This window comes from Variovorax sp. LjRoot290 (assembly GCF_964253985.1).
Lineage (GTDB): Bacteria > Pseudomonadota > Gammaproteobacteria > Burkholderiales > Burkholderiaceae_C > Variovorax.
The window spans coordinates 901,517-914,948 of the sequence record NZ_CAXURW020000002.1 but is presented as its reverse complement, the minus strand read 5'-3'; the positions used below and the strand labels follow the sequence as shown (position 1 = coordinate 914,948).

The window sequence follows — 13,432 nt, the reverse complement described above, 5'->3', positions numbered from 1 at the left end:
TCGGCCTCAAATGCGGAACACGCCGTAGCTGGGCGGCGCGATCGGTTGGTTCAGCGCCGCCGAGATCGCGATGCCCAGTGCGTTGCGCGTGTCGACCGGGTCGAGGATGCCGTCGTCCCAGATCTTCGAGGTGGAATAGAGCGCGCTCGACTGGCGGCGGTAGTCCTCCAGCACCGGGTCGCGGATGGCCGCGACTTCCTCGAGGCTCAGGTTCGCGCCCGTGCGAGCCAGCTGCCGCAACTTCACGTCGGCCAGCACGTTGGCCGCTTGCTCGGCGCCCATCACCGAGATCTGGCTCTGTGGCCACATGAACAGGAAGCGCGGATCGAAGGCGCGGCCCGACATGCCGTAGTTGCCGGCGCCGAAGGAGCCGTTGCAGATCACGGTGAACTTGGGCACCTCGGAGCCCGCCACCGCCATGATCATCTTGGCGCCGTCCTTCGTGATGCCGCGGCGCTCGTAGTCGCGCCCGACCATGAAGCCCGTGATGTTCTGCAGGAAGATCAGCGGCGTGCGGTTCTGATTGCACAGCTCGATGAAGTGCGTGCCCTTCTGCGCGCTCTCGTTGAACAGCACGCCGTTGTTGGCCAGGATGCCGACCTTGTAGCCCCACAGGTTCGCGAAGCCGCACAGCAGCGTGGGCGCGTAGGCCGGCTGGTACTCGTGGAAGCGGCTGCCGTCGACCATGCGCGCGAGGATCTCGCGCATGTCGAACTGCACCTTGATGTCGCGCGGGATGATGCCGTAGAGCTCCTGCGGGTCGTAGAGGGGCGCCTCGGGCTCCTGCCATTGCACGTCGGCCTTGACCGGACGCTTCCACTGCGCGACCACGTCGCGCGCGATGGCGATCGCTTCGAACTCGTTGCTGGCCGGATAGTCAGCGGTCCCCGAGATCCGGGTGTGCACGTCGCAGCCGCCTAGCTCGTCGGCGCTGACTTCTTCGCCCGTGGCCGCCTTCACCAGCGGCGGGCCGCCGAGGAAGATGGCGCCGTTGCCGCGCACGATGACGCTGTAGTCCGACAGCGCCGGCACGTAGGCGCCGCCGGCCGTGCAATGGCCCAGCACGATGGAGACCTGCGGCACGCCCATCTTCGAGAGGATGGATTGGTTGCGGAAGATGCGCCCGGCGTTGTGGCGGTCCGGGAAGAGGTCGGCCTGCAGCGGCAGGAAGCCTCCGGCGCTGTCGCACAGGTGGACCATCGGCAGCCGGTTCTCGACCGCGATGTCGGTGGCGCGCACGATCTTCTTGACCGACAGCGGGTACCAGGCGCCGCCTTTGACGCTGGCGTCCGATGCGTTCACCATCACCTCGCGCCCGCTGACGATGCCGATGCCGGTGACCACGCCGGCGCCCGGCACCTCGCCGTCGTAGTCCGCGTTGGCGGCGAGGGTGGAGAGTTCCAGGAAGGGCGTTCCGGGGTCGAGCAACTGCTGCAGCCGCTCGCGCACAAAGAGTTTGCTCTGCCGGGCCAGGCGCTCCATGTCACGCTCCGGGCGGACGTGGCGCACGCTGGCCTGTTGCTGCCGCAGGCCTTCCACCAGCGCCAGGTTGTGTTGGCGGTTGGCCTGGAAGTCGGCAGAGCGCGTGTTGAGTGCAGAGTCGATGCGTTTCATGGCGCTGCTGTTCCTCGCTCCAGTGTCACCAGCGGAGCGTCACGTTCAAAGGTCTGGCCCAGGCCGACGTGCAGGGCCTGGACGACGCCATCGCAACTGGCGTTGATCGTCGTTTCCATCTTCATGCTCTCGATCACGAGCAGTGCCTGTCCGCGCTGCACGACTTCGCCTTGCTGTACGGCAACGGAGATCACCGAGCCGGGCATCGGCGCGCGCGCGACGGCCTCGCCTTCGTCGACCGTCTGATCGGCGAAGCGCGCCAGGCTGTGCGAGTAGCGCAGCAGGTAGGTGTCGCCGTCGAGGTGGATGTGGACGTCGTCGCCGCGCCGTGCGACGAACACCCGGTGGCTGTCGTCGTGCAAGATCAGTTCGTGCGCATGGTCGCCGCGCGGCGACATGGCCACGGCCAGACTCGCATCGCCGACGTGCAGCCGGTAGGTGGTGCCCGCGCGGGCCAACCAGATTTCATGGTCGGTGCCGAGCAGGTGGAATGCATGGGCCATCAATTCCTCCAGGCGCCGATGGCGGCATGCAAGGTGGGCACGGCATCGGCCGCGTCGCGCACGGGCCGCGAAGCCAGCGCCGCGACGGCCAGCAGCTTGTGCAGCGTCGCCGTGTCGAGCGCGGGCTCGGCGGCGACTTCCGGGTGCGCATCGAGAAAGCCGGTGTGGATCTCGCCGGCTACGAACGCGGGGTGCGACAGCAGCCGCCGCAGAAAGCCGATGTTGGTCTTGCAGCCGAGCAGCACATAGTCCCGCAAGGCCTGCTGCGCGCGTTCGATCGCCGCCTCGCGCGTCGGGCCGGAGACGATCAGCTTGGCCAGCATCGGGTCGAAGGCGGCTGTGACGTCCTGCCCGGCCGCGATGCCGGCGTCGATGCGCACACCACGCCCCTCGGGCTCGTGCAGCGCAAGGATCGGGCCGGTGGTCGGCAGGTAGCCGGCGGCGGGGTCTTCGGCATAGACGCGGAATTCGATTGCGTGGCCTTGGGGCCGCAGGTCGTCCTGCCCGAAGCCCAGCCGCTCTCCGGCCGCCACGCGGAGTTGCTGTTCGACCAGGTCGATGCCCAGGAGTTCTTCGGTCACCGGATGCTCGACCTGCAGCCGCGTGTTCATCTCGAGGAAGTAGAAGACGCCGTCACCGTAGATGAACTCCACGGTGCCCGCGTTGCTGTACTTGGCGCTGCGCGCGATGCCGGCCGCCGTCGCGCAGATGTCGCGGCGCAGTTCGGGCGTCAATGCCGGGGAGGGCGTCTCCTCCACGATCTTCTGGAAGCGCCGCTGGACCGAACATTCGCGCTCGAAGAGGTGGAGCACATTGCCGTGGCTATCGCCGAGGACCTGGACCTCGATGTGGCGCGGGTTCTCGACGAAGCGCTCGACGTACAGGCGGCCGTCGCCGAAGTAGCGCTGGCCTTCGCTGCGCGCGCGTTCGATTTCCGGCGCCAGCAGCTTCGGGTCGCGCACGATGCGCATGCCCTTGCCGCCGCCGCCGGCCGCCGGCTTGATGAGCAGTGGAAAGCCCACCGCGCGGGCACGTTCGACGAAGCTGGCCGGGTCGTCGTCCTCGATGGCCGAGGGCGCGACCGGGAAGCCGCTGCGCGCGACGAAGGCGCGGGCCGTGACCTTGTCGCCCATCACTTCGATGACTTCGGGCGCGGGCCCAACGAACACCAGTCCGGCCGCCTGGCAGGCGCGCGCGAAGCCGGCGTTCTCCGACAGGAAGCCGTAGCCGGGGTGGACGGCGCCGGCCCCCGACTGCCTGGCAGCCTCGATGATCTGCGCCCCGTCGAGGTAGGCGGCCACCGGCGTGCTGCCGTGGATCTCGACCGCCGCATCGGCGTGGCGCACCGCGAGCGACGAGGCATCGACGGCGTGGTGGACCACCACCGCCTTGAGTCCCAGCCGCTGCACGCTGCGAACGATGCGAAGCGCGATCTCGCCCCGGTTGGCGATCAGTACCGAATCAAACGGCCAGTCTTTTTGCACTTGCACTCCATATTTGCGAGCCTTCGGCCCGTCGGATTTCCATTATTGAGTTCAACTCATTTAATCCCATGATGGTTTTCCCCAGTCGAAGATAGCGCTTGTGGTGGTAACTTTATGAGGCTGACTCAATTAATGCTTCACAGTGGAAGCTTGTGAACAAGGCGCCGTCTTCGGCCGCCGACCGTCTGGAGTACCGATGTCCGAGAGTGTTTTGTCCGAAGCCCAACGCCCGATCGCACAGGTCTTCAGTGGCCTGTCCGACGACGAGGTGGAAATGTTGTCGCAGGCCGACCGCTTCGCCAAGGCCGAGCTCTACCCGCTGGCACAGCGCATGGACGACGAGGAATGGTGGCCGGCCGAGGCGTTCGTGAAGATCGGTGCCAACGGCTACTTCGGCATCACCGCGCCGGAAGCGCTGGGTGGTGCCGGGCTGAGTCTGTTCACGAGCGGCCTCGTCCTGCAGGCCTTTGCGCGCTGGAACCACGCGCTGGCCCTGAGCTGGGTGGCGCACGAGAACCTGTGCCTGCACAACGTGCTGCGCAACGCCGACGAGCAGCAGAAGGCGCGCTACGTGCCCGGCATGTGCAGCGGCCAGCGGGTCGGTGCCCTCGGGCTGACCGAGCCGGGCGCGGGCTCCGACGCGCTGGGCTCGATGCGCACGACGGCGGTGCGCGACGGCGACGACTACGTGCTCAACGGCACGAAGATCTTCATCACCAACGGGCCGGTCGCCGACGTGCTGTTGGTGTATGCCAAGACCGACAAGTCGCTGGGCTCGCGCGGCATCTCGGCCTTCCTGGTCGACAAGGACGCGCCGGGCTTCCGCGTGGCGCAGAAGCTCGAAAAGATGGGCTTTCGCGGCAGCCAGACCGGCGAGCTGGTGTTCGACAACTGCCGCGTGCCGGCCGTCAACCGCATCGGCGAGGAGAACACCGGCGTCAAGGTGGTGATGAGCGGGCTTGACCTCGAGCGCGCCATGATCGCGCCGCTGTGCCTGGGCATCGCCGAGCGCGCGCTGGAGCTGAGCATCGAGTACGCGCGCACGCGCCAGCAGTTCGGCCAGTCGATCGGCAACTTCCAGATGATCCAGGACAAGCTGGCGAAGATGTACGTCGGGGTGGAGGCCATGCGGCTGTTCACCTACCAAACCCTGCGGGCGGTCAGTGCGCTGCACGGTGGCGACGCGGGCCGCGGCGAGATTCACAAGCTGACGGCCGCCTCCGTCATGTTCGCCGCCAACACCATGAATGCGGTGCTCGACGAAGCCGTGCAGGTGCATGGCGGCTATGGCTACATCTGGGAATCCGAGATCAATCGGCTCTATAGGTCAATCAAGCTGCTGGAGATCGGCGCCGGTACGACCGAAGTGCGCAAGCTGATCATCAGCGGCGAACTGCTGCGCGGGTGACGGCCATGAGCGCGAGCATCTCCACGCCGTCGGCTTCAAGCGCGAACTCGATCGCGGCATCGATGGCTGAATCGCTCTGGGCAGAGCCGACGGTCTATCACGCGAGCCTGTTCGAGGGCCGCAGCGTGCTCGTGTCGGGCGGCGGCAGCGGCATCGGCCGCGCCATCGCGCTGCTGTTCGCGCGGCTCGGCGCGCAGGTGATCGTCTGCGGGCGCACGCAGGAAAAGCTCGACCAGGTGACCGCCTTCGCGAAGGAGAAGGGTGCGCGCATGCTGCCCATCGCGGCCAATGTACGCGACCCGCAGCAGGTGGAGGCGCTGTTCAAGCGCATTGCCTCGGAGTGCGGCACCTTGACGGCGGTGGTCAACAACGCCGGCGGACAGTACCCGCAGCCGGCGATCGACTTCTCGGCCAAGGGTTGGAACGCGGTGATCGACACCAACCTCAACGGTACCTGGCACATGATGCAGGCGGCCGCGCGCCACTGGCGCGACGCCGCGGCGCCCGGCGCGATCGTCAACGTGGTGGCCGTCGTCGAGCGCGGCATCCCGGGTATCGCGCATTCGATCGCGGCGCGTGCCGGTGTGATCGGCGCCACGCGCACGGTGGCCGTCGAATGGGCGCCGCTGGGCGTGCGCGTCAACTGCCTCGCGCCGGGGCTGACGGCCAGCGAAGGGCTGGAGGTCTATCCGCCCGAGGCGCGCCGCGAATTCCATCGCGCCAATCCGCTGCGCCGACCGGGCAGCCTGCGCGAGATCGCCGAGTCGGCCGTGTTCCTCGCGAGTCCGGCTGCCAGCTTCATGACCGGCGAAGTCATGACCGTCGACGGAGGCGGGCGCCTGTGGGGCGAACTCTGGACCGCCGGTCGCCCCGACCACTTCGGCGAATCGCCTCCATCCGAAGGAAGCCTCCATGCCTGAGCGCAAAGTCATCATCACCTGTGCCGTCACGGGCTCGATCCACACGCCCTCGATGTCACCGCACCTGCCGGTTACGGCCGAGGAGATCGCCGAGGCCGCCATCGGCGCCGCCGAGGCTGGAGCGGCCATCGTGCACCTGCATGCGCGCAACCCCGCCGACGGCCGGCCAGACCAATCGCCCGAAGCCTTCGAGCCCTTCCTGCGCGAGATCAAGCGCCGCTCCGACGTCGTGGTCAACCTCACGACCGGCGGCTCGCCCTTCATGTCGGTGGAGGAGCGCATCCGCCCGGCCGCCGTCTGGAAACCCGAGGTAGCGAGCCTGAACATGGGCTCGATGAATTTCGGCCTGTTTCCGATGCTCAAGCGCTTCAAGGACTTCAAGTACGCCTGGGAGCCGGAGATGCTGGAGAACTCGCGCGACCTGGTGTTCCGCAACTCCTTCAAGGACATCGGCTACGCGCTGCGCACGCTCAACGAGACCGGCACGCGCTACGAGTTCGAGTGCTACGACACCAGCCATCTCTACAACCTGCACCACTTCTGGCAGGAAGGGCTGGTGCAGGCGCCGCTGTTCATCCAGACCGTGTTCGGGCTGCTGGGCGGCATCGGTGCGCATCCCGAGGACGTGCAGCACATGAAGCGTACGGCCGACCGGCTGTTCGGCGACAACTACCGCTGGTCGGTGCTCGGCGCCGGTCGCAGCCAGATGCCGCTGGTGGCGATGGGCGCGGCGCAAGGCGGCAACGTGCGCGTTGGCCTGGAGGACTCGCTGTGGGCCGGCAAGGGGCGGCTCGCCGAGTCCAACGCGCAGCAGGTGCGCCAGGCGCGCGCCATCGTCGAAGGCCTGGGCCTCGAGGTCGCGACGCCGGACGAGGCGCGCGCGATCCTCGCGCTCAAGGGCGCGGACAAGGTTTCTTTTTGAGGACTGAGATGAAGCAAGTACTGGTCGCAGGGGTCGGCATGATCCCGTTCAAGAAGCCGGGCGACAGCCTGCCGTACCACGAGATGGGTGCGCAGGCAGCACGCCAGGCCCTCGCCGATGCGGGGCTGCAATACGACGATGTGCAGCAGGCCTATGCCGGCTACGTGTACGGCGACTCGACCAGCGGCCAGCGTGCGCTGTACGAGGTCGGCATGAGCGGCATTCCGGTCGTCAACGTCAACAACAACTGCTCGACTGGTTCGACGGCGCTGTTCCTGGCCCGCCAGGCGGTGGCCGGCGGCGCGGTGGATTGCGCGATCGCCGTCGGCTTCGAGCAGATGCAGCCCGGCGCCCTGGCCATGCACTGGCAGGACCGCCCCAACGCCTTCGAGAATTTCGATGCGCTGTGCGACAGCCTGACGGACGGCGTGAAGCTGCCGTTGGCGCTGCGCTACTTCGGCGGTGCCGGCCGCGAGCACATGGCGAAATACGGCACGAAGCTCGAGACCTTCGCGAAGATTCGCGCCAAGGCCAGCCGCCATGCGGGGCGCAATCCGCTCGCGCTCTTCCGAAAGGAGGTCACGCCCGAGGAGGTGCTGGCCTCGCCCGTGCTGTGGGAGGGGGTGCTGACCCGGCTCATGGCCTGCCCGCCGACCTGCGGCGGGGCTGCGGCCATTCTGGTCTCGAAGGAATTCGCGGCGCGCAAGGGGCTGACGCCGCGCGTACAGATCCTCGGCCAGGCGATGACGACGGACCGCGCGAACAGCTTCGACTCGCGCTCGATGATCGACCTCGTCGGCTTCCATCTCAGCGAGGATGCCGCCGCCAAGGTCTACGCCGAAGCCGGCATCGGCCCGAAAGACGTCGACGTCTGCGAGCTGCACGACTGCTTCGCGCAGAACGAGCTGCTCAGCTACGAGGCGCTGGGCTTCTGCCCGGTCGGCGAGGGAGCCCGATTCGTCGACGAGGCGCGCAACACCTATGGCGGCGACGTGGTCGTCAACCCATCGGGCGGCCTGCTGTCCAAGGGCCATCCGCTGGGCGCCACGGGCCTGGCGCAGTGCTACGAGCTGACGCGCCAGTTGCGCGGCACGGCCGAAGGCACGCAGGTGGAGCGCGCGCGCTTCGCGCTGCAGCACAACCTGGGCCTCGGTGGCGCTGCCGTGGTCACCATGTACGGCCAGGCCTAGGAGTCGCGCATGCTGGATCGCACACACATCGGCCGCTCGCTGCGGCGCGTGACGCGCACGGTGGAGGCCGGGCAACTGCGCTTCTTTCTCAATGTCATTGGCGACAAGGACAAGGCGTTCGCGGCCAAGGACGCGGGACAGGCGCTGCAAGTGCCGCCCACCTACCTGTTTTGCCTGGAAATGATCGACGACCCCGATCCGCTCGACTGGCTGAAGGGCCTGGGCGTCAACCTGCTGCACATCCTGCACGGGCAGCAGCGCTTCGACTACCACGCGCCGGCTTTCGCGGGCGATGTGCTGAGCTTCGACGCCTCCATCGAGGACATCCAGGAGAAGAAGGGCGGGGCGCTGCAGTTCATCTTCAAGAAGACCGAGGTCCGCAACCAGAGCGATGCGCGCATCGCCACGCTGTCCTCGACCGTGATCTACCGTGATCCTGCCTACGCGAAGGGCAAATGACATGAGCCGTCCATCGACTCCTTCCTTCGAGGTCGGCGCCGCGTTGCCGGAACTCGTCGTCCCGCCGCTGACGCGGGCGACGCTCGCGCTCTACGCGGGCGCTTCGGGCGACCACGTGCCGCTGCACATCGACACCGACGCGGCCCGCAAGGCCGGCGCGCCTGACGTCTTTGGTCACGGCATGCTGAGCGCCGCCTGGCTCGGGCGCCTGCTGACGAACTGGGTCGAGCAGGAGCGCATCCGCAGCATCGAGCTGCGCTTCGTCGGCATCTTCCAGCTCTACAACGAGGCCCACTGCAGCGGCCGCGTGGTCGAGCAGATCACCCTGGACGGCGGCGAGCGCGCCGTGCGGGTCGAGATCCACCTGAACAACCAGTATGGCGAGGCCAAGGTGCTTGGCGAAGCCGTCGTATCGATCGGAGAACTTCAATGACAACGGGAAATCTCAACGGCAAGGTCGCGCTGGTCAGCGGCTCGGGCCGCGGCATCGGCCGTGCACTGGCGCTGAAGCTGGCGGCCGAAGGCGCGCGGCTGGTCGTCAACGACCTGGACCGGGATGTAGCCGAGCAGGCGGCGCAGGAAATCAAGGCCGCCGGCGGCGAGGCTGTCGCGTGCTGGGGCAACGTTACCGCGCCGGACTTCGCCGACCGCTTCATCAAGTCAGCGGTCGATACCTACCAGGGCCTGGACATCATCGTCAACAACGCCGGCTACACCTGGGACAACGTGATCCAGAAGATGACCGACGAGCAGTGGTACGCCATGCTCGACTGCCACCTGACGGCACCGTTCCGCATCCTGCGCGCCGCACAGCCGGCGATCCGCTCGCTGGTCAAGGCCGATGCGGAGGCCGGTGTGCAGAACTACCGCAAGGTGGTCAACATCTCGTCCATCGCCGGGCTCGGCGGCAATGCCGGCCAGGCCAACTATGCGGCGGCCAAGGCCGGCGTGACCGGCCTGACCAAGGCGCTGTCCAAGGAGTGGGGCCGTCTGCGCGTGAACGTGAACACGGTGGCCTTCGGACTGATCCATACGCGCCTGACCGAGGCCACGGCCGACGCCAATGCGCAGATCGACATCGAGGGACGCGAGATCAAGGTCGGCGTGAACCCGGACCTGATGAAGGCGATGGAAGTGCAGATCCCGCTGGGCCGTGGCGGCACGCCCGAGGAGGCGGCCGGTGCGGTCTACCTGTTCTGCACGCCCGAGTCCAACTACATCTCCGGCCAGACCATCGTCTGCGGCGGTGGCTTCACGCTGTCGTAGGCGACGCGCGATGAACAGCACCCAGCAGGCGGCCGGCAACGTCATCGACGTGCGCGACGTCACCCTGCGCTTCGGCGGTGTGACCGCGCTCGAGAAGCTTTCGATCGAGGTGCACACCGACGAGCTCGTGGCGCTGATCGGTCCGAACGGCGCCGGGAAGAGTTCCTTCCTCAACGTGCTGTCGGGCTTCTACCGGCCGCAGGTCGGCAGCGTGCGCTACAAGGGCGCCGACATCGGCGGCTGGCCGGTGCACCGTGTCGCGGTGTCGGGTGTGGCGCGCACTTTCCAGGGCACGCACCTGCTCGGGCGCATGAGCGTGATCGACAACATCATGGTCGGCCGGTTTGCGCACATGAACAGCAGCCTGCTGCAGGCCTTCGCCTACTTTCCGTTCGCGCACCGCGAAGAGGTCCGCCACCGCGAGAAGGCCGAGGAGATCATCGACTTCCTCGAGATCGAGCACATCCGCCACCAGCCGGTCGGCACGCTCGGCTACGGCATGCGCAAGCGCGTCGACCTTGGCCGGGCACTCGCGACCGAGCCGCAGGTGCTGTTGCTCGACGAGCCGATGGCCGGCATGAACGCCGAAGAGAAGGAAGACCTCGCGCGCTTCATCCTTGACGTGCGCGAATTCAAGAAGATTCCCGTGGTGCTCGTCGAGCACGACATGGGCGTGGTGATGGACATCGCCGACCGCGTGGTGGTGCTGAATTTCGGCCGCAAGATCGCCGAGGGCACACCCGACGAGGTGCAAAACGACCCGGCGGTGATCTCCGCCTACTTGGGAGTCAAGGCATGAAGCCGCAGACCGCGCCGCAATGGCTGCTGTACAACAGCCGGGAGCGCGCCGAGCTCGTCGGCCATCGCTACAAGCAGCTTGGCATCTGGGCCGAGTACAGCTGGCGCCGGATCTACGAGAAGGTGCAAGGCACGGCGTTCGGCCTGCTGGCGCTGGGCATCGAGCGCGGGCAGACCGTGATGGTGATCGGCGAGAACCGTCCCGAGATCTACTGGGTCGAATGGGCGGCGATGGCGATCGGCGCGAAGACCGTGACGCTGTACCCGGACTCGTCCGAGGACGAATTGCGCTACGTCGCGGACGATGCGGAGGTGGTGGCCATCCTCGCCGAGGACCAGGAGCAGGTCGACAAGTCGCTCACGGCACTGGCGCACTGCCCGCGGTTGCGCACGATCTTCTACTGTGAGCCGGGTGGCCTGTGGGACTACCAGCAGCCGGCGCTGCAGAGCCTGGACGCCGTGATCGAAGGCGGCCGGTCGCTGGCGCGCGAATTCCCGCAGCGCATCGAGCAGGAGATCGAGCGTGGGCAGACCGACGACATCGCGCTGCTCGCCTACACCTCGGGCACGACCGGCCACCCCAAAGGGGTGGTCACGACGCACCGCGCGCTGCTCGACTGCGCAGAGCGGTTGCGGCGTGCGCTGGAGATCCTGCCCCACAGCGAGTACCTGTCGTACATCCCGCTCTCGTGGGTGCCTGAGCAGTGGTTCGGCGTGACGTTGGGCATGTCGCTGCCGATGCGGGTCAGCTTCGCCGAACGGCCGGACCAGGTACAGGAAGCGATCCGCGAGCTGGCCGTCGACGTGATTGTGCTCGGTCCGCGCCAGTGGGAGAACCTGGCCTCGGGCGTGTTCAGCCGCATGATCGATGCAGGGTGGCTGCGGCGGAAGTGGGTCGACTGGGCCCTGGCCGCCGGCAAGAAGGTGAACCTGGCGCGCATCGAAGGCCGCGAGTCGACGCCGATGGCACGGCTGGCCAACGTCGTCGCGGAATGGAGCGTGCTGCGTGGGCTGCGCGACCAACTGGGCCTCAAGCGCGTCAAGGTTGCGATCACCGGCGGTGCGGCGATGTCGCCCGACGTGGTGCGCCTGTTCGCAGGCATGGGGATCGCGCTGCGGAACATCTACGCCTGCAGCGAGTTCGGCCTCGTGTCGGCACACACCGGCGCGCAGTACGACCCCGAAACGATCGGGCGGCCCCTGACCGAACCCACCGAGTGGGGCGAAGCGCTGCAATGGCGTATCTCCGACGCGGGCGAACTGCAGCTGCGCGGCGGCGCGGGCTTCACCGGCTACTGGAAGCGACCCGAGAAGACGGCCGAGAAGTTCGACGGCGATTGGTACCGCACGGGTGACGCGGTGGGCCGCTCGCCCGCCTCGGAGCTGATCTACTACGACCGCATCGAGCACATGAGCGAGCTGCGCTCGAGGGCCAAGTACCCGAAGCAGTTCATCGAGGTGCGTTTGCGCTTCTCGCCCTACATCAAGGAGGTGCTGGTCATCGGTGGCCCGCAGCACGACTTCGTGGTCGCGCTGGTCAACATCGACGAGGTGGTGTTCTCCCGCTGGGCCGAGCAGCGCAACATCGGCTTCACGACCTTCACTGACCTGTCGCAGCGGCCGGAGATCGTCGAGCAGGTGGCTGCGGAAATCCGCGCCGTCAACGCCAAGCTGGAACCGGCGGCCCGCGTGTTGCGCTTCGCGAACCTCCCCAAGGAGCTCGATGCCGATGAGGGCGAACTGACGCGCACGCGCAAGCTCAAGCGCGAGTTCATCGAGGAGCGCTACCGCGACGTGATCGAGGCGCTGTACGCCGGGATTTCGCAGGTCAACGTCGCGATCCCCGTGCGCTATCAGGACGGGCGCAGCGGCACGCTGCGCGCCGCGATGCGGCTCGGCATCGCCAGCCTGCCGGCGCAGCCAGCCACCCCCGTTCGGGCGCCTTCCCCGGTGCTGTCGGCCCTCGAGGCCCAAGAGGTGCAATGATGGAATTTCTCAACTACGTGCTCAACGGCGTGCTGATCGGCCAGCTCTATGCGCTGCTGGCGCTCGGCTTCGTCGTGATCTATCGGGCCAGCAAGGTCTTCAACTTTGCCCAGGGTGAGTTGATGCTGGTGGGCGCCTTCACCGTGTGGACGCTCACCATGGCCAGCGGGCTGCCGACGTTGGTGGCCGTGCCGTTGGCCTTCGTGGCCTCGCTGGCCTACGGCGTCATCATCGAGCGGCTGTTCTTCTCGCGCTTGATCGGCGAATCGGTGTTCTCGATGGTGATGGTCACGATCGGCCTCGTGATCCTTATCCGCGGGTTGATCCTCGTGATCTGGGGGCCGATGGACAGGCAGTTCCCGGCGCTGCTGCCGGCAGCGCCCATCATCGTCGGCGACCTGATCCTGCCGACCTCGCTCACGATCGGCGCCGTGCTGACCGTGGTCCTGGCGGCGGGGCTGTGGTGGTTTTTCAACCACTCGCGCTTCGGTCTCACGCTCACGGCGGTGGCCGAGGATCCGGCCACCGCGATCTCGCTGGGCATCTCGGTCAAGCGCGCCACCACGCTGGCCTGGATGATGGGCGCGGCGATCTCCACGCTCGGCGCCATCGTCTACCTCAACGGCCGCTCGCTGACGCTGGTGTCCGCCGAGATCGGGCTGGCGGCGCTGCCGGTGGCGCTGTTCGCGGGCCTCGAATCCATCTTCGGCCTGCTGCTGGCGGGCGCGGTGATGGGCATCCTGCAGTCGCTGGTGAGCGCTTATGTGGACCCGGCGGTCGGCGGCTCCGCATCGACCATCGTGCCCTACGTCTTCATGCTGTTCATGCTTTTCGTACGGCCGACCGGCCTGTTCGGATGGCGCGCGATCGAAAGGGTCTGAA

Annotated in this window: 13 protein-coding genes; 10 read left to right on the top strand and 3 right to left on the bottom strand. The window is 67.4% G+C overall.

What is annotated here, in order from left to right; all coding sequences use genetic code 11:
* Positions 1 to 6: 6 nt before the first annotated feature.
* The 3 genes from ACSQ9A_RS33415 to ACSQ9A_RS33405 are packed head-to-tail and all read right to left on the bottom strand — an operon-like array spanning position 7 to position 3,601.
* Positions 7 to 1,614: an acyl-CoA carboxylase subunit beta gene (locus tag ACSQ9A_RS33415; RefSeq protein WP_436307094.1), complete on the bottom strand. Its 1,608-nt coding sequence runs from the start codon at positions 1,612 to 1,614 to the stop codon at positions 7 to 9.
* Positions 1,611 to 2,117 (bottom strand): biotin/lipoyl-containing protein, encoded by a 507-nt coding sequence (locus tag ACSQ9A_RS33410; RefSeq protein ID WP_436307093.1) that lies wholly within the window; start codon positions 2,115 to 2,117, stop codon positions 1,611 to 1,613. The genes ACSQ9A_RS33415 and ACSQ9A_RS33410 overlap by 4 nt, the downstream gene beginning before the upstream one ends.
* Complete coding sequence (locus tag ACSQ9A_RS33405; protein WP_436307092.1) at positions 2,117 to 3,601, bottom strand: acetyl-CoA carboxylase biotin carboxylase subunit; 1,485 nt, start codon at positions 3,599 to 3,601, stop codon at positions 2,117 to 2,119. Before ACSQ9A_RS33405 ends, ACSQ9A_RS33410 begins: the two co-directional genes overlap by 1 nt.
* Before the next feature lie 196 nt (positions 3,602 to 3,797).
* On the opposite strand from ACSQ9A_RS33405, the gene ACSQ9A_RS33400 reads away from it, so the two are divergent.
* From ACSQ9A_RS33400 to ACSQ9A_RS33355, 10 genes are read left to right on the top strand one after another with little or no spacing between them, the layout of a single operon-like run.
* A complete protein-coding gene (locus tag ACSQ9A_RS33400) occupies positions 3,798 to 5,009 on the top strand; it encodes an acyl-CoA dehydrogenase family protein (RefSeq protein ID WP_436307091.1) in 1,212 nt (403 codons plus the stop codon).
* A gap of 5 nt (positions 5,010 to 5,014) precedes the next feature.
* Positions 5,015 to 5,929, top strand: coding sequence for an SDR family oxidoreductase (locus ACSQ9A_RS33395; protein ID WP_436307090.1), 915 nt, complete (start codon positions 5,015 to 5,017; stop codon positions 5,927 to 5,929).
* The gene (locus tag ACSQ9A_RS33390) at positions 5,922 to 6,851 is read left to right on the top strand and encodes a 3-keto-5-aminohexanoate cleavage protein (RefSeq protein ID WP_436307089.1); all 930 of its coding nucleotides are present in this window, start codon (positions 5,922 to 5,924) and stop codon (positions 6,849 to 6,851) included. Before ACSQ9A_RS33395 ends, ACSQ9A_RS33390 begins: the two co-directional genes overlap by 8 nt.
* An 8-nt stretch (positions 6,852 to 6,859) precedes the next feature.
* A complete protein-coding gene (locus ACSQ9A_RS33385) occupies positions 6,860 to 8,041 on the top strand; it encodes a lipid-transfer protein (RefSeq protein WP_436307088.1) in 1,182 nt (393 codons plus the stop codon).
* Positions 8,042 to 8,050: 9 nt separating this feature from the next.
* Positions 8,051 to 8,500 carry a MaoC family dehydratase N-terminal domain-containing protein gene (locus ACSQ9A_RS33380; protein ID WP_436307087.1) on the top strand — a complete coding sequence of 150 codons (450 nt, stop codon included), beginning with the start codon at positions 8,051 to 8,053 and terminating at the stop codon, positions 8,498 to 8,500.
* Between the two features lies 1 nt (position 8,501).
* A complete protein-coding gene (locus ACSQ9A_RS33375) occupies positions 8,502 to 8,933 on the top strand; it encodes a MaoC/PaaZ C-terminal domain-containing protein (RefSeq protein ID WP_436307086.1) in 432 nt (143 codons plus the stop codon).
* Positions 8,930 to 9,766: an SDR family NAD(P)-dependent oxidoreductase gene (locus ACSQ9A_RS33370; protein WP_436307085.1), complete on the top strand. Its 837-nt coding sequence runs from the start codon at positions 8,930 to 8,932 to the stop codon at positions 9,764 to 9,766. Before ACSQ9A_RS33375 ends, ACSQ9A_RS33370 begins: the two co-directional genes overlap by 4 nt.
* Before the next feature lie 10 nt (positions 9,767 to 9,776).
* A complete protein-coding gene (locus ACSQ9A_RS33365) occupies positions 9,777 to 10,565 on the top strand; it encodes an ABC transporter ATP-binding protein (RefSeq protein WP_436307084.1) in 789 nt (262 codons plus the stop codon).
* Entirely contained in the window at positions 10,562 to 12,550 is a 1,989-nt protein-coding gene (locus ACSQ9A_RS33360) for an AMP-dependent synthetase/ligase (protein WP_436307083.1), read from the top strand. The genes ACSQ9A_RS33365 and ACSQ9A_RS33360 overlap by 4 nt, the downstream gene beginning before the upstream one ends.
* The gene (locus ACSQ9A_RS33355) at positions 12,550 to 13,431 is read left to right on the top strand and encodes a branched-chain amino acid ABC transporter permease (protein WP_436307082.1); all 882 of its coding nucleotides are present in this window, start codon (positions 12,550 to 12,552) and stop codon (positions 13,429 to 13,431) included. Before ACSQ9A_RS33360 ends, ACSQ9A_RS33355 begins: the two co-directional genes overlap by 1 nt.
* Position 13,432: the final 1 nt, after the last annotated feature.